Annotated in this window: 13 protein-coding genes; 5 read left to right on the top strand and 8 right to left on the bottom strand. The window is 49.2% G+C overall.

Annotated elements, in window-relative coordinates; translation table 11 throughout:
• Window positions 1–40 precede the first annotated feature (40 nt).
• The 4 genes from IPJ88_06835 to IPJ88_06820 are packed head-to-tail and all read right to left on the bottom strand — an operon-like array spanning window position 41 to window position 3082.
• Window positions 41–1426, bottom strand: coding sequence for a cystathionine beta-synthase (locus IPJ88_06835; GenBank protein QQR91437.1), 1386 nt, complete (start codon window positions 1424–1426; stop codon window positions 41–43).
• A gap of 1 nt (window position 1427) precedes the next feature.
• Entirely contained in the window at window positions 1428–1790 is a 363-nt protein-coding gene (locus tag IPJ88_06830; protein QQR91436.1) for a hypothetical protein, read from the bottom strand.
• 32 nt (window positions 1791–1822) lie between these two features.
• On the bottom strand, window positions 1823–2458 hold the full coding sequence (gene tsaD / locus IPJ88_06825; GenBank protein QQR91435.1) for a tRNA (adenosine(37)-N6)-threonylcarbamoyltransferase complex transferase subunit TsaD: 636 nt from the start codon (window positions 2456–2458) through the stop codon (window positions 1823–1825).
• 27 nt (window positions 2459–2485) lie between these two features.
• Window positions 2486–3082 (bottom strand): hypothetical protein, encoded by a 597-nt coding sequence (locus tag IPJ88_06820; GenBank protein ID QQR91434.1) that lies wholly within the window; start codon window positions 3080–3082, stop codon window positions 2486–2488.
• Window positions 3083–3406: 324 nt separating this feature from the next.
• Here IPJ88_06820 and IPJ88_06815 point away from each other — a divergent pair, with 324 nt between their 5' ends.
• Together IPJ88_06815 and IPJ88_06810 are read left to right on the top strand one after the other, a co-directional pair.
• Window positions 3407–4426: an NAD(P)-dependent alcohol dehydrogenase gene (locus IPJ88_06815; GenBank protein QQR91433.1), complete on the top strand. Its 1020-nt coding sequence runs from the start codon at window positions 3407–3409 to the stop codon at window positions 4424–4426.
• Window positions 4419–5276, top strand: coding sequence for an Hsp33 family molecular chaperone HslO (locus IPJ88_06810; protein ID QQR91432.1), 858 nt, complete (start codon window positions 4419–4421; stop codon window positions 5274–5276). The genes IPJ88_06815 and IPJ88_06810 overlap by 8 nt, the downstream gene beginning before the upstream one ends.
• 5 nt (window positions 5277–5281) lie before the next feature.
• On the opposite strand, the gene IPJ88_06805 is transcribed toward IPJ88_06810, so the two are convergent.
• Window positions 5282–8308 carry a protein kinase gene (locus tag IPJ88_06805; GenBank protein QQR91431.1) on the bottom strand — a complete coding sequence of 1009 codons (3027 nt, stop codon included), beginning with the start codon at window positions 8306–8308 and terminating at the stop codon, window positions 5282–5284.
• A gap of 197 nt (window positions 8309–8505) precedes the next feature.
• Window positions 8506–10557 carry a DUF4388 domain-containing protein gene (locus tag IPJ88_06800; GenBank protein QQR91430.1) on the bottom strand — a complete coding sequence of 684 codons (2052 nt, stop codon included), beginning with the start codon at window positions 10555–10557 and terminating at the stop codon, window positions 8506–8508.
• A gap of 61 nt (window positions 10558–10618) precedes the next feature.
• On the opposite strand from IPJ88_06800, the gene IPJ88_06795 reads away from it, so the two are divergent.
• Both IPJ88_06795 and IPJ88_06790 read left to right on the top strand, forming a co-directional pair.
• Window positions 10619–11110 (top strand): hypothetical protein, encoded by a 492-nt coding sequence (locus IPJ88_06795; GenBank protein ID QQR91429.1) that lies wholly within the window; start codon window positions 10619–10621, stop codon window positions 11108–11110.
• Window positions 11111–11127: 17 nt separating this feature from the next.
• On the top strand, window positions 11128–11928 hold the full coding sequence (locus tag IPJ88_06790; GenBank protein ID QQR91428.1) for an ABC transporter permease: 801 nt from the start codon (window positions 11128–11130) through the stop codon (window positions 11926–11928).
• 13 nt (window positions 11929–11941) lie between these two features.
• On the opposite strand, the gene IPJ88_06785 is transcribed toward IPJ88_06790, so the two are convergent.
• Both IPJ88_06785 and IPJ88_06780 read right to left on the bottom strand, forming a co-directional pair.
• Entirely contained in the window at window positions 11942–12964 is a 1023-nt protein-coding gene (locus IPJ88_06785; GenBank protein ID QQR91427.1) for a hypothetical protein, read from the bottom strand.
• Window positions 12965–13090: 126 nt separating this feature from the next.
• Window positions 13091–14011 carry an enoyl-[acyl-carrier-protein] reductase gene (locus IPJ88_06780; GenBank protein QQR91426.1) on the bottom strand — a complete coding sequence of 307 codons (921 nt, stop codon included), beginning with the start codon at window positions 14009–14011 and terminating at the stop codon, window positions 13091–13093.
• A 338-nt stretch (window positions 14012–14349) separates the two neighbouring features.
• Here IPJ88_06780 and IPJ88_06775 point away from each other — a divergent pair, with 338 nt between their 5' ends.
• Entirely contained in the window at window positions 14350–16464 is a 2115-nt protein-coding gene (locus tag IPJ88_06775; GenBank protein QQR91425.1) for an EAL domain-containing protein, read from the top strand.
• Window positions 16465–16466: the final 2 nt, after the last annotated feature.

Here is a 16466-nt window from a genome sequence, read left to right as displayed (position 1 = left end):
GCATGAGGCAGTTGACAAGACTGGCATGTTTTTACGAAAATTATGCCATAGTTGGCATGGATTGACGTGAAAAATAGTCAATTATGTCAATTTTGGTAATTACGCCAACAACGCCGCTTTTGTCTTTCACCACAGCCATACGGGCTTGATTGAGCAGACCATTGAGCATTTCAATTTCGGTTTCTGGACTGACTGTGACGTAGTCTTGCTCAACAATGGGACCGATTTCGCTGTCCAAGGAATGCTCTCCAGAAAAAAGAATGCGCAACAAATCAACTTCGGCAACCGCGCCGATGACTTTGCCATTTTCAATCACGGGGATCTGCGAGATGTTGTGATCTTTCAAACGAGCAATCACATCGCGTACGCGATCATGTGGTCTAGCCGTTATCAATTCTTGCTTTGGCTTGCTCTTGAGCAAATCGGCTACGCTACCCATTTTAGGACGTGCATCTAAAAAGCCATTTTCTTTCATCCACTCGTCGTTAAACATCTTGGATAAATACTTCGCCGCACCATCAGGCAACAGGACAACGATGTTTTCTTTTTTGTCGCGAGCTTTTGCGTACTTTATGGCACCAGCCACAACCGCGCCGGAGGAGCCACCCACATACAAGCCTTCATAGCGCACCAAATCACGTGCCATGATAAAACATTCCTTGTCATCCACGCGAACGATATCATCGAGAATATCAAGATTGATCGTTGAAGGAATAAAGTCCTCACCAATACCTTCGACCTTGTAAGTAAAGGCTTTGGTCATGCGCTTATCTTTAACAAAATCGTAATAAAGAGAACCGACAGGATCGACTCCCACCATCTGCATGCTTGGCTTTTTCTCTTTTAGATACTTACCAGTTCCGCTGATGGTTCCCCCGGTGCCGAGGCCCGCGACAAACACATCAAACTGGCCTTGCGTCTGCTCCCACAGCTCCGGCCCGGTGCTCTTGTAATGACCATCCGGGTTATCCATGTTGTGATACTGATTGGTGTAAAAACAGTTTGGAGTTTCACGATGAAGCTTCTTCGCAACGGAATAGTAACTTCGTGGATCTTCTGGCTCGACGGCCGTGGGACACACGACAACACGGGCACCGAAAGCTCGCAAACTCGCGATTTTCTCATCCGACATCTTATCCGGCATGACAAAAATGCATTGATAGCCACGCACTGCGGCGATCATCGCTAGCGCTGCGCCAGTGTTGCCACTGGTAGCCTCGACAATGGTTCCGCCAGCTTTGAGTTCTCCTCGCGCCTCGGCTTGATTGATCAAGTAAAGCGCCATGCGATCTTTCATTGAACCCGCAGGGTTAAGAAACTCACATTTGGCATAAATGCTTGCTTTAACGTCGTTTGCCACTCGGCCAAGCTTGACGATAGGAGTGTGGCCGATGGCGTCTAAAATTGTGTTTACCGATCCCTGCATTTTACTTTCCTAGACGATTAAGCGGGCTTTGAGAATAAGCGACCGCTGCAATCGTTGAGCTATTCTTGGTTTGCAATAGTTTTGCGCCAGCGTAAGCAATCATGGCTGCGTTGTCAGTGCAAGATGCTAAAGGGGGAATATACAAAGAAAAACCATGTTTTTTGGCTGATTCTTCTGCGCGCTTTCGCAATCCACTGTTCGCGGCTACCCCGCCGGTAATCACCAAGGAGCGCCTGTTGAGCTTTTTTAACGCAGCCACACTTTTATCCACCAACACATCTGCCACCGCGGCTTGAAAGGAAGCAGCCAAATCGCAAAGCGCCTTTTCGTCCCATGGGCTTTTTCGATCGCGAACGCTGTGCACTACCGCAGTCTTGAGTCCTGAAAAACTGAACTCTAAATTTTACTTGCAGCCATCGGTCTTGGCAATGGGATTGCAGCCGGGTTTCCGCGCGGAGCCATCCGATCGAGAATCGGGCCACCCGGATAACCAAGGCCTAAAAGCTTGGCTACCTTGTCATAGGCCTCACCTGCAGCATCGTCGCGTGTCTGACCCAGTAGACGCACATCGTTGATGCTGTGCACATCATACAGTGCAGTGTGCCCACCACTGACTAAAAGGGCAACGTAGGGAAACTCCGGAACAGCAACAGTGTCTTTGTCGCGCTTCAAAAAAATCGCAAACAAATGCCCCAGCAAATGATCCACACCGACTAAGGGAAGATCCTTGGCAAGGGCTATAGCCTTGCCTGTTTGCACGCCGACCAGCAAAGCACCAATGAGGCCAGGTCCTTGCGTAAACGCCACGGCATCAATGCCATCTAAACCCGAAGGAATCGCTGCAAGCGCCTGGCGAATCATCGGAATCACAGCCCGGGTATGCGCACGTGAAGCAATCTCAGGAACCACACCACCAAAGACAGCATGCTCTTTTATCTGGCTTGCAACAGCATCACTGATCACGTCGCCTTCGTCGGTCACGACGGCTGCCGCTGTTTCATCGCACGAAGACTCTATTCCAAGAACAAGCATAATCTAAAACCGTGTACGACGAGCTTTCTAAAAACAGCTTCCGTTGCTTGCCTGCATAAAAAACAACCCGAAGTAGTCGCCTTTTGTTTCATCACCACTTCCGGCAATGAGCCGAAGCTCAAGTTCCTCGCCTGCTAAATACGATACAAACAACATCACATCACGCAAAGCAAGCGGCCCTTCTTCGGGTCGAAAAGTAAACATTTCATTGCGCAAGCGTTCTCTTCCTGGAAACTCGTACAAACTAAGCAAATCATGTTTCAGAGGATCAATGCCGCTAAAATACTGGCAGTCAAGTGCAGCATCACTACTGCTAAGTACTCCTACCCAATTTTCAGGCGCGTTATCCAAGGCACAACCAGCTGTTTCAGGCGAAAAAGAAATGGTCATTTTCGTGCCAACAGCAAAACCGCGTCGAATGAATGAACAGTTTGCTTCGGTGCAATTGGACACCGGCTCATCGTTCCCTACAACATTGCCACAATAGTTCTTTGCCGAACCTGCGCCAAGATCGCTTGCTTCGGTGCACGCGCTCACAAAGATAAATGCAGCGGCACAACTAGCTATCAGATAGCCTCGCAACGGTCCGGCCATGAGAAAAATTTTGTTTCGCGAATACATCATAGCGCCGAAGTAATCTAACGTATCCAAAGAATACTGTCCCGTTAATAAAAGCTGTTTTTTTGCCCCAAGAACAGAGTGATCCAAGTACCAAACACTTCGGACCTGCACGAAAAGCAGTTTTGTGCGACACTTTTAGAACCAGTGCTCTGATTGGAAAGTATTGAGCTGAGATCGTAAAGTGAAGGTGTGAGATGCAGGGAAGAAAGCCGCAGAAATATCGCGAATATTTCAAGGTTTTCTGACACCACAGCTCGCGCCTTCACCACAGCAAGACGGATCAATCCTTTCCGATCAGATCACTAAAGGAGAAATGTTGGTGGAGCAATGAAAACCTGGGAGATTCAAGAACAGTTTGGCCTTGAACACCTTCGAAGGGTGGAACGAGACATGGCCGAACCCGCGGATAACGAGGTGCTAGTCAAGATCACAGCGGTTTCGTTAAACTATCGCGATCTCATGATGGTTGAAGGTCGCTACAACCCAAAGCTGAGCTTGCCGTTGGTCCCCGTATCCGATGGCGTCGGCCGCATCGTGGCCTGCGGTAAGTCCGTCCGTCAATTCAAAACTGGCGATCGAGTGTGCGGCATGCTGGTTCAGGGCTGGGAGCAAGGCAAACCAAGCAAAGTGCTCATGCGCCAACATACCCTGGGAGGGCCTCTTGATGGGATGCTTCAAGAATACCGCACCCTACCAGCAGAGGGTGTCGCAAAAGTCCCCGACTATTTATCGGATGAACAAGCTTGCACACTACCTTGCGCAGCACTGACCGCCTGGAGCGCACTACACAATCTTTCAACGCTGAGCGAAAATGATACCGTGCTTTGTCAAGGCAGCGGAGGAGTTTCAGTTTTTGCCTTGCTCTTTGCCGTAGCGGCAGGTGCTCGGGTCATTGCTATGAGCAGTTCAGCAGAAAAAGAACAACAGCTCCATGCACTTGGTGCAAAGAGCACCATCAACTACCGTCTTGAGCCGAACTGGGTCAGTAAAATAAAAGAACTGACCGGCGGCGAAGGAGTGGATCACATTATCGAAGTGGGTGGCAGCCAAACCATCGAGAACTCTCTTGCGTCGATAAAAGAGGGTGGCACGATTAGCATTATTGGAGTCTTATCTGGCAGCAAAGCAAGCCACAGCCTGATCCCGATTCTTATGAAACAAGTCACCCTTCAAGGCGTGTTTGTCGGCCACAAAAAGAGTTTTTTGGACATGCTTGATTTTATGGAGCAAAAAAAGATTGAGCCCGTTATCGATACGGTTTACTCCTTTGACAAAAGCATCGAAGCTTTTCATCATCTAAAGAAGGCCACCCATTTCGGGAAAATAGTAGTTCGTATCCATGAATAGAGAAAACAAAGACAAAGTGATTCGCGCCATGGCTGACGATGGAAGTTTTCGCGTGATCGTCATGAACACATCCAGCACCTGTTATGAACTTTGCAAACGACAAGGCGCCACAGGAGAGCTTGCCAATCAATTCGCTGAGCTCCTTACCGGAACCATCATCGTTCGTGAGACGATGGCTCCATGGTTGCGTGCCCAAGCCATTGCAACGAATAAAGATCGAAAGGATCGTCTTGTTGCAGATGTCTATCCCGATGGGTCAAACCGAGGGCTTTTGCAAAGAAATGGCAACGCTAGCTTCTCCTTTGGAGAAGGCTCCCTTCTGCAAGTGATGCGCGGCTTGCCCAATGGACAAACACACGAAGGAATCGTCGACATCTCAACAAAGCAAACGATTAGTGAGGCTTTTATGGGCTACATGCAGAGCTCTGAGCAAGTCAACTCTGTGATTAGGATTGCCGCGCAACACGATGGAAATGAAATTTTGCACGCCGGCGGATACATCGTACAGCTTTTGCCCGAAGCTACACGCGAAGCGCATATGATCATGACTGAACGTTTGGATGATTTTCCAAGTATAGAAAAAATTTGGGTTCAAGAAGAAGAATGGATTGATCTCCTGCTTGATGAAATTTTGTATGGCATGCCCTATACACGCTTGGATGAATCCAGTTTGCGTTTTGGGTGTCAATGCAGCGAAGCGCGGGTGTTCGGAAGTTTAGCTACCTTGGATAAAGAGACAATTTCTAAAATCATTGAAGACGAAAAGCTTGTCGAAGTTGGATGCGACTACTGTGGCGAAACCTACCGCATCGCACCAGAAAAATTGCGCAGCTTGCTACACTCAAACTAGCGAGACTATTCGTTAACTGCTTTTTTTAACGTCGAAGAAGCACGTCGCCAACGGAAATAAGCATCGGCATCCCCTGCCTCGGCAGCCTGTTGTGCGGCCTCTTTGTAGCGTCTTGCGGCGGTATCGATTTGGCCCTCAAGTTCATCAACGGTTGCGGTAACACCAAGCACAGCAGCAAGCAGAGCAGGCGACTCGGCATCCACAGCCAACTGATAGGCCCGTTCCAATACCTTTTGACCTTCTTCAACATCACCGATATCAATAAGGGTTTCAGCAAGGCGCACAGCGATCTCAGCCTCTTTTGATGAGTGTCTGCCCAAAATCTGCTCCGAAGCGCGTCTAAGTGCATTGGCAGCACCGATTTGATCGCCCTCCGAAAGTCGGACCTTTGAAATCGCAAGATGCGCATCAGCTGCTACCTCAGCATCATCGGCATTGGTCGCGATTTCCAGAGCAGTTCCCAGCAAGCGCATGGCGTCACGGCGTCGTTCACGGCGCGCACCAACCCGGCCAAGTACATTAAGCATCCGTGCACGTTCCACGCTACTCGGGCCAGCCAGGTCGATAGCTTCACGCAAAACACCGTCAGCGCCCGCGTAATCGTTTTGCAATTCAAGCGCTTCACCCAGACGACGACTAAAGCTCACCAAGGCCTTATCCAAACTGTCATCACCCGTTTCAAGAAGTTCACGACGCGCAAGCTCTAACCCATGTCGAAAAGCATCGATTGCCGTTTCTGCACTGCCCCGGTGCAATGCTGCCGTACCCATACGCTCCAACAACACCATCGCTGTCATAAACTCACCACCGCGATAGGCATGTTGTGCGCGCACCTCTAACGGCGCTTGTCTTGCGTTGGCAACTTGCAAAGCTTGAGCATGCAAATCCATACGCGCAGCCGCGGGGATGGAAGCTTCCACTAAGTCGCGAATGAATGGGTGCGCTATCTGTATTTCGTTGTCGCGTACATAGAGCAGCTCACTGCGCTGCAAGGTATCAAGACCCAAGTTAATATCGGGGTCATTAACAATGCTTTGTAAATCTTCAAGCGTACAACGCTCCCCTAAAACAGCGGCAGCTTGCAAAACTTTACGAGCGGTAATCTCAAGACGCTCAAGCCGTTGAATAATCACATCCGAAAGCCGGGGAAACGACGCTTCATCTTCGCTGTTAATCACGCCAAGAGCACGTATTTGCTCGATATAAAACGGGCTCATCCCTTCAGGTCGTAGCAGCAAGGCAGGCTGCGAATTGGCACCTAAGTTAAAGCTACCCGAAAACAATTGGCTTGCCTCATCACCGACCAAACCACGCAAAGGAATTGTAACCACGCCTTCCGTCAAAAGCTGACGAAACGCAGGATCGCTTGTGGTCACAACCATCGCGGAAAGATCTTCGATAAACTGCGGCAATTTGGCAAGAGTGCGTTGGGAGAGTCCATCGCAACGACCTAGATCGTCGACAAGCACAATCACGCGCCGCGTACTGGTTTGAAGAGAAGCCCAGCGCATAGCTGCCGCCAGCGAATACGCCACAGCACCAGCACGCGAGCGCCCTTCAAGACCGCTAAGTCCATTGGGCTGGACCAGTTCGTGCAATCCCGCACGTGAAAGGCCATCCTCAAAGACTTCGTTGCTTTCCAAAAACTTACGCAGATTGCTTTCTTCAACGCCAACAAGTCCCGCAATCAAAGAGCGTATGGTGCTGTATGGAACCAAAGCACCGCTTGCATGCGGGCCGGAAGCCACCACAGCATCGCCCTTCTTAGAAGCTCTATCCGCTATCTCAGAAAGTAGCCGTGTTTTTCCCATGCCGATCTCGCCGGAAAAGTGAACAAAGATCGGTCTTGATTTAGCTTCATCACGCAAGGCATCAAATTGTTCGATTTCAGCGTGCCGGCCAATAAGTCGACCTCGAACGTCCATGACCGGAGGCAAACTCATCGGAGGCCTTGAACTAATTGAGGGGCGAACCGACGAGACGGCTCCGCCAAGACGCACACCGCACTCTGCGCAAAACTTCATACGTGACTTTACTGATGCACTGCAGGCCGGACACTTTAACCCTTTGCTATCGTGCTCATCCCCAAGATGGTCGTGGGCTTGTCGAATCGCGGCTGCCATCTCGTCCGCTGTGGCATAACGATCCTCGCGCTCTTTTGATAGCGCACGCATGCAAATCTCAGCCAACTCGTCTGGAATGTTTCGATGCGGCGCAAGCACACGTGGATCAGGAACAGGATCCGTGAGGTGACGCAAAGCTACTTTAGTTGGAGTTTCATCCTCAAAGGGCAATCGTTCAGAAAGTAACTCAAACAAAAGCACACCGACCGAGTAGATATCGCCACGACCATCGACTTCTTCACCGCGCGCTTGCTCCGGAGACATATAGTCTGGGGTGCCACACACTAAGCCCGGGGTCGTTACCGAAGTCGCAGAAGGCTCCAATATTTTGGCTAGACCGAAATCAACAACTTTAACAAAATCACCACCCCGACGGCTTTTTTGAATAATGATGTTTTCTGGTTTCAAGTCTCGATGAATCACCGAAAGCTCATGTGCCTCGGCAAGCGCCGCTAAAACGTTTTCTAGAATGCGGCAAATCCTTGGAAAAGAAAAAGGGCCTTCATCCTGCATCAACAGGGCGAGGTCTTTGCCATGCAAATACTCCATCACCAGATGTAGCAACCCATCGTCGGTGCGACCAAAATCAATGATGCCAACGCTGTTTGGATGATTCAAACGACTGGCCGCACGTGCCTCGGTGTAAAAACGAGCAACCGATGGCTCATCACCCAACAAATGCTGGTGAATCACTTTAATCGCAACCGTGCGGCCAAGGTTAGTTTGCGTTGCGCGATAAACTCGGCCCATACCACCCACGCCGATGGCCTCCTCCACACGGTAGGCCCCGTTGATCACACGGCCAATAAGTGGATCGTCCAGAGCGGCAGCGCTGACGGCAGCACCACAGTGGGCGCAAAAACGAGCGCCTTCGGCTAAATCTTCGCCGCATGTTGGACAAGCTACCACTGCCTCCCATCATAGCGGATTTGAAATATTTTGAGTACTGAAACCAGTTCTCTGCTCTTAAACAGCGCCTACATTGGAAACTATGTTATAAATAGTAACGAACCGAGGACCTTGGCGCGACCGGTCTAGGAAAAACGTCCATGAACGGAGGAAATGTAGGCGCATTTTCAAGCATGCGATACGTATTTCACTCGGAGCTATGCTCGCTCGGCCTCATCGAGCAGGCGCATGCCTTCAAGTAATAACGATTCGGCAGAAGCCTGTATCTTTCGTTCCTCAGGCAAAAAACTAGGATCCACTGAAAACTGGCCTTCGGTAAGCAAAAGTAGGGCGTAAAACGCTTTATCTCCTTCAAGGTCGCCAAAGCGGGCGTTGTAGACATCACCGGTATGAAAGTGAACCTCGGCGCTTTTGCCACCCGATTCAATGCTCAGCTTCCCACTTTTTCGGCCATGGGCAAAGACCTGAACGATTTCTGGCAATGCCATTTGAGTAAGCGATCCCGCGATACCCGATGCGGTCGGCGTAATCGAGCTCCCACTCATCAATTTTTGGGCTTTGGTGACCACCACTTCGGCGGTGGTTGGTTTGACCCAAAAGTCGACAGCTCCTTTTTCAAATCCTTTTGATACAGCCTCTCGATCGGAACGGTTTGTCAAAAAGATCCAGGGGATACTAACTTTCTCTGCGCGAATCTGGGCCAATAGCGCAAAACCATCCATCGGCTCGAGTTCAACTTCCGATATCACAAGCCCGATTGAATTTTCTTTTAGAACTTTGCGAGCTTCATCACTCGTTTGCGCTACTTCCACGACATAGCCTTGCTCAATGAAACGAAGCTCAACTGCAGCAACTTCATCTAGATTCGGATCAATTAAGAGCACACCGGGTTTCGGTGGAAGCAAACTGTCCTTCAAACCATCGCCAATAGCGATTGCTTGGAAGACTTCTAAAACCTTTGCATCAAAAAGCGTTTCTGAGTACTGCGACAAGACTTCAAGCGCCTCGTTTGGACTTAACTTGCGTTGATACGGATTGAACTCATTGGAAACCAAATCTGAGTAACTCTCAACTAACGCAAGTATACGTGAGCCAAGCGGAATAGTTTCACCCTTGAGATGCCCAGGAAAACCTTTGCCGTCATAGCGTTCGTAAAAATGACGAAGTATGCTGATTGCGTCTTGCGGAAGTTCAACGCTTTCAAGCAGTTCAATAGGACTTTGGAAAAGTGTTTGCGCTTGTTTTTTGTGAGGTTCGTATTCACTCGCATAAAGAGGCGTTAGATGATCGGCCGAGGATTTGCCTAAATCGTGCAAAAGCGCGGCAATCTCCAAAGAACGAATCTCTTTTTCATCAAGCTTCAAACGACGCGCAAGCCGTGAACAAAGCTGCGATACTTTGCGAGAATGACCGCGCAAACCCTTTCTATCGCGCTCCAGCAGCGTCACAAGGACACGCAGCGTATCCAAGAAGGAATTGAGCGAAATTGCACCATCCGGCAATGGTGTTGAACGAAGCTTTGCTTTGTTTAGATTCGTTCCGCTTATTTCACTTGTTGAAGGTAGAGCATCCATCTTAGGCAGCTCGATGTGAGGCAGTGCAATGGCCGGCGAAGGGTTTTGCGCCCCCTTCGCCTTGGGACGTTCCGCGCGGGTCGCTGAAGGGGCCATGGACGCGCCTCTTCCCGAAAATGCATTGTTACCAAAGTCCTGTCCGATGACATCCCCTGCACTCATTCCCTGATCTGAACTCTGTTGCCGTTCAAAGAACCGTGCAAAGGCCTGCGTCTGTCCGCGATAAAATTTGTTGATGAGAGCATCGACCGCTGCGGGTCTCGCGATGTACACGCGCACCGCTCTTACATCAGCAGTGATCTTAACCTGCTTTTCGATATCCGAATCAGGAAGCACCGCGGCAACCACAGAAAGTGTCCCACTTTTCACATCAAACAAAATAGGGAATACACTCAAACGTTCCGCAACTTTGTGTGGTAAAAATTTAAGGACATCTTTGCTGATTGCAGCTTTCGCTAATTTTTCTGTTGAAACAAAACGCGTGCGAAAAACTTCTGCAAGGTGCCTCAGCAAATCATGTTCGGATATCACGCCAATCTCGATAACAGCATCGACAGCCGAGATCCCGTGTCGCTCCGCATGACTGAGCGCAGAATCATACTGCAACGGGTCGATACGATTTTCGGCCAGAAGGCGATCGACAACATCTTTTCCGCTTAGCTTTGCTCCCGCCATTCTCTGTCCATTGTACCGAAAGCCATTGCATAGCACTATATAACCGTCGTAAATGTATGGAATGAAGGTATGGACCCTGCTGACAGTATCCCTCTTGTGCGTACAATGTGGTGGCCCACAGCTGCAAAACAGCCACTATAGTGACGGGCAAGTCAGTTTTGATATCGGCAAGCTTCCAGCTGATTGGAAGCAGCTCGACATCGAAGATGGCAATGATTTGGCATGGCAAAGCGCTCGCTCCGGAGCCGTGATTCAGCTCAACGCGTCCTGCGATCCAGGCTTGGATATTCCGCTACCTGCATTACGAAACCACTTATTAATAGGTTTTACCGAGCGGAGTTTTCAACATGAACAGACCATCATGTTGGTGAAGCGCGAAGCCCTCAAAAGCGAACTGACCGCGAAACTTGATGGACAAGTACGCGCCTTGGTTCTGGTTGTTCTAAAAAAAGATGGCTGCGTGTACGATTTTGCTTTAATTGGCCGACCATCGGAACAATTTGAGCAATCACACCGTGATTTTCAGACATTTTTGTCTGGTTTTCAGGTATAGAAAAGAAGCTTCTGCCCATGGCCAACAGTACCTACAGTCTGCCGCCCGGCGCCCACGTACCATGGGGTCGCCGTTTTTTCGTGTTTTTCAAGCAGACCGGTCAGGTGACCCTGCTTACCAAAAACGCGATTGTTGCGCTTGTGACTACCCGTTTCGAGCCTCGGGCCTACCTCTATCAACTTGAACAACTCGGCGTACGATCCCTTGGGATTGCCATAGCCACCTCGATTTTTGTTGGCATCGTCATGGCTATTCAATTTGCTTTTTCCCTGGAAATGTTTGGAGCCAAAGACACCGTGGGCCGTATTGTTGGTCTCTCGGAGGTACGTGAATTGGCTCCGTCACTTACCGCTCTGGTCGTTGGTAGCCGAATCGCTTCAGGCATGGCTGCCGAAATCGGTTCGATGGCGGTCACTGAACAGCTTGATGCCATTCGAGCTCTTGGCGCAGATCCCATTCGCAAATTGGTTGTCCCGCGTGTACTTGCAGGAATTACAATTATGCCGCTGCTCACCTGCATATCGCTTGTGCTCGGAGTTCTTAGTGCACTGACTGTCTGCCGGATCACTTTTGGAATCCCGGCGCCTTTCTTTTTGGCTACGGCACTTGATACCGTTCGCATGCAGGATTTGATGGCCGGTTTGGGGAAAACACCTTTTTTCGGCTTTTTGATTTCGATTTTAGGCTGCCACTTTGGAATGCATACCTTCGGCGGTACCGAAGGCGTAGGCAGCTCAACCACCTCCGCAGTGGTGGTTGTCTCCATTACGATTTTAGTCGCCGACGCCTTGCTAACACAAATCTTTTTGTCGTTTTAGCAAAACGTATCCACTATTCAAATCCAATAAGCCTTTTGTATTCAGAGTGAATACCGTTCGGAAACCATCCTTCTTGGTTAGCATCATCCGTCGGCCCCCAACTTGCGGTAAAGCTATAGGCACCAAACACATTGCCTATCGAACTTAGCTCTTCATAGAACATCTTATAGACCTTGGCCTTGTACTCAGACGGCCCAGGACGGTTAACACTAAACTCACCAATAAGGAGAGGTCCATAACGCCATTGATGTCTACTTCGGAAGGAATATACTTTCGAGATCAAATCATTTACAGCATTTTGCTCCTGCCCCTCCCAAACGCGATCCGTATAAGCATGCATAGCCACGCCGTAAAACGGAGGAGCTCCATCGAATGCATCGTACACTTCCCCAAAGCTTTCTTTACCCCATGCTGCACTCAGCGCACGCGCAATAAATTCGTCTTGAGGAGGGCCATATCCACCAGACGATGAGGGAGAAAGTCCTGGAAACCAGAGATGAATACTAGGAAAAGTCTCGCTATAAAGACGGCAGAGCTCTTTGAACACAATGCCAAATTCTTCAGCACTTGACCAAAGATTTGGCCAGCCTTCGATATTTGGTTCATTGAGAACAATAAAATCGCGTGCACCCGCTTGGTAGTACTCGCTCGCTGCGCTAGCGGTTTCGTTATAAATAGCTAGAGCGGTGGCTTGCGAAGTCTCGCCTTTGCTACCCTCATTGTTAAAAAGGATACGAACAGGATTGAAACTGGGATGTCTGTAAAGGCGGAACCAGTCGGTCCCATGACGTGTATGAAACTTTGGATATAGCCCTGTTCCTTCAAACACCGAACCCGCCGTCCACCACTCACCAGGCTCAGCAGGTTGATCTACGCCACGTACCATCTGTGCGGGTCTCTGTACCGCGCCACTAAACTGATCAATGGGCTCAGCTCCGCTTTGAGCGATACACCCACTCGAAAAGCAAGGAGCAAACCCGGCAACGACCGCGGCATGGGCAACAAGAGAAAGCAGTTCTGTCCACGAGCTTTTCACAACAAGTAGTGTGTGCAAAAAGCATACCTGTGAGATTCACGAAAAAAACTAAATAGTTATTGCAATACGCTCTCAGCCCTGGAAACATTGGACTACATTTCCAAGACAAAAGAGGTACAGCTGTCCCTATTTGAGGCAGGGAGTATCGATGTCTGAGGGCACAGCATCGAGGGCCATGCCCATGCTGTGATAACCTTTGTCAACATAGACCGTAGTCCCCGTGATGCCGCTAGCCAGTGGACTGCACAAAAATGCGGCTGCTGAGCCTACCTCGGTAGCGTTTAGCTTTTCCGGAAGAGCTGCATTTCGAGCAGCGTATTCAACCATATTGCCAATGAAACCAATGGCACTAGCAGCGCGTGATGCCCAAGGCCCTGCTGAGATGCAGTTCACCCGCACGCCCCATTGATGACCCGCTTCATACGCAAGCACCCGCGTATCGGATTCAAGAGCCGCCTTAGCTGTGGACATGCCGCCGCCGTAACCCGGAACCACCCGTTCCGAAGCCATGAAAGTAAGCGACAAAAACGAACCACCTGCGTTCATGATAGGAGAGAAACGCTGCACCATCGATACATACGAGTAGCTGCTAGCTCCGATCGCTGCAAGATAACCCTTACGTGAAGTATGGATGAGCGATTTTTTAACCTCAGGACCATTGGCAAGACTGTGCACCACAATGTCCACAGGTTTGGGACCAAAGTCTTTCACCATCGCATCGCAAACACCTTGGATCGAAAAATCACTGTGGTTTTGGTAACGCTTGCTGCTCCGAATTTCCTCAGGGCAGTCCTCAAGGGTGTCGTAGTCGGCATCAAGCGGATAGATTTTTTTAAAGGAAAGCTTGCTGCCATCCGATAACTTAAGCGAGTCATCCATTCGTCCTCGCTCTAACAGTTTCGTAAATATTGTGTACGCAGGCGGCCACGTTCCAACAACAACTTCCGCTCCAGCTTCCGCGAGATCTTTGGCAATGGCAAAACCAAAACCACCGTCATCCGCCACACCAGCAACAAAGGCACGTTTTCCTGAGAGGTCGATTTTCATAGCGTCGCAGTCAAGCAAATCGGCCCAAAAAGCGCAAGCACTCAGAATTACCCGAAAACACCAAGAATTCCAAGAAAGCCTCATCCAAAACACCACATAAAAATATCACAAACAGCTGTTTAGTTTGCTCCAATTTTTTCTTTGACACGACACATACATGGATAGACTTTTCTTTCTATTGCTTACATCACCATCGCACAGCTAACCCAATGTCCATCGCAATATATTCTTTTCATTCTTCTTGGAAGCACCACAGCTGCGCACAATGTACAAACTGTCACACAGAACACCGTCGCCTTTTGTTCTTAAACACTTATTACTGATACACTAGCGTTGCTATGGAGGATCGCATCCTACTCGTCGATGACGAACCAGCAGTATTACGTTCCGCAACTCGGGCACTCGCTCCGCTACATTTGACAATCGATACAGCGGCTCTGCCATCCGATGCGCTCAAACAAGTTGCAAAGCATAGCTACTCAGTCGTAGCAGTCGATCTCGATATGCCGGAAATGAGCGGACTGGAGCTCATCACTAAAATTCAAAAGAAACTACCACATGCCACCTATATGGTCGTCACTGGCAAGCTCGAAGTTGAGCCATCAACCGTCTTTATCTCCGATGCAGTTACCTCAATCGTTTATAAACCCTGGGCTCCAGAAGAACTCATAAGTGGTCTTGAGTACGCTATCAAACGCTACCATCAACGACGCCACAGCGAAAAAACGAAACATGTGCTTCTCATAGAGGACAACCCCACTGACATTGAGCTTGTTACAAAGAGGCTGCAAGCCACCGACTGGAAAGGAAAGCTCACTTCAGCAACCTCTTTGACCGAAGCAATCCAAAAACTAAAGCTAGAATCTTTTTCAGCGATTGTATTGGACCTCAGTTTGTCCGATGCAGACGGACTTGAAAGCGTAGAGACACTACGACACAGTCATCCTGGAATACCTATTGTCGTCCTTAGCGGACACGAAGACGAAGAGCGCGCTATCAAAGCAGTACAAAGCGGAGCCGAAGACTATTTATTCAAATGGGAAGCAAGTGGTCGCTCCTTGGTACGATCAATTGGTTTTGCTATCGAACGACACTCCAACTCTCGGCGCATCGCTCAGCTTGTTCACTATGACGAACTTACGCATCTCCCAAAACGCAAACTTTTCAGGAATCATCTGCACCGGGCTATATCACGCGCACGTTTGAATCATACCGGTGTTGCACTCTTGTATCTCAACATGGATCGATTTCACCTGCTCAATGAAGAGAAAGGCTACGATGTGGCCGATGCCGTCTTACAAACGACAGCCGATCAAATTCGTTTGTGCATTGATATACCAGATAAACTCGGAAAGCTTGGAGCAAACGAATTCGGGATTGCGTGTCCTGGAGAAAAACCGGCGGCCAGAGCTCTCTCCGTTCTTGAAAAAATTCGAACCGTGAGGGCCCAAAACAAAGCCAATGATAACGGCGTCCATGAATTGCCTTTGAGTATTGGAGTGGCGCTCTATCCGGAAAATGGCAACACAGTCGATGAGCTTTTGCAATATGCCGAACAAGCGATGCACCGCGGCAGAGCGCATCGCGATAGGGACAACGATGTTCATGTTGAATTCTATAGCGCTGAAACCCACGCTAGAGAGCTCTGCGTTCAGCGCATGGAGCGAGATCTTCGCCAAGCACTTACTAGACAAGAGTTCGATTTAGTTTACCAATCACAGCATCGCATAGCCAATGGGGCTCTGGTTGGAGCTGAAGCTCTTTTGCGTTGGCACCACAACGATATAGTTATTTCGCCTGCTGAGTTTATTCCCCTTCTTGAAAAAAGTGGACTCATCCAAGAAGTGGGTCAATGGGTTCTTACACAGGCTTGCAAACAGATTCGTCTGTGGCACGAAAGTGGCATTCGCGATATTCGAGTGGCTGTCAACGTTTCTGCCAGACAGCTTGAATCCGAAGATTTTGTAAAAGCTGTACTTCAAGCCATTGAACAATATAAAATCCCGCCCGCTTGTTTAGAACTGGAACTCACCGAGACCAGCCTTATTGCAAATCTCGATCTAACAAGCCAAGTTTTGAAACAATTCGGTGAGATCGGAGTCCGTGTAGCAGTTGATGATTTTGGAACAGGCTACTCATCTCTAGTTTATCTAAAGAGCTTACCTGTGCACTGCTTAAAAATAGATCAGTCATTCATCGCGGACATTGGAATCAAAGCGGAGGCAGAAGCCATTTCTCTAGCCGTTATCAATCTTGCACAGGCCTTAGGCCTTCAAGTGATTGCAGAAGGGGTAGAAACAAAGGAGCAGTTAGAATTCCTTAGGGATGCCGGTTGCGATGAGGCACAAGGTTATTTCTTCGGACGCCCTAATCCTTCCTCTGTCTTAACCAATCTCTACATGAAGTCTCATGCGAGTAAGTTTCCAGTTCAAAAGTCGGAAGATAAAGCCTAGAT

The organism is Myxococcales bacterium (assembly GCA_016699535.1).
Classification (GTDB): Bacteria; Myxococcota_A; Polyangia; order Polyangiales.
Note: the sequence above shows the minus strand (reverse complement) of the source record. Positions and strands in the feature narration are given on the sequence as shown.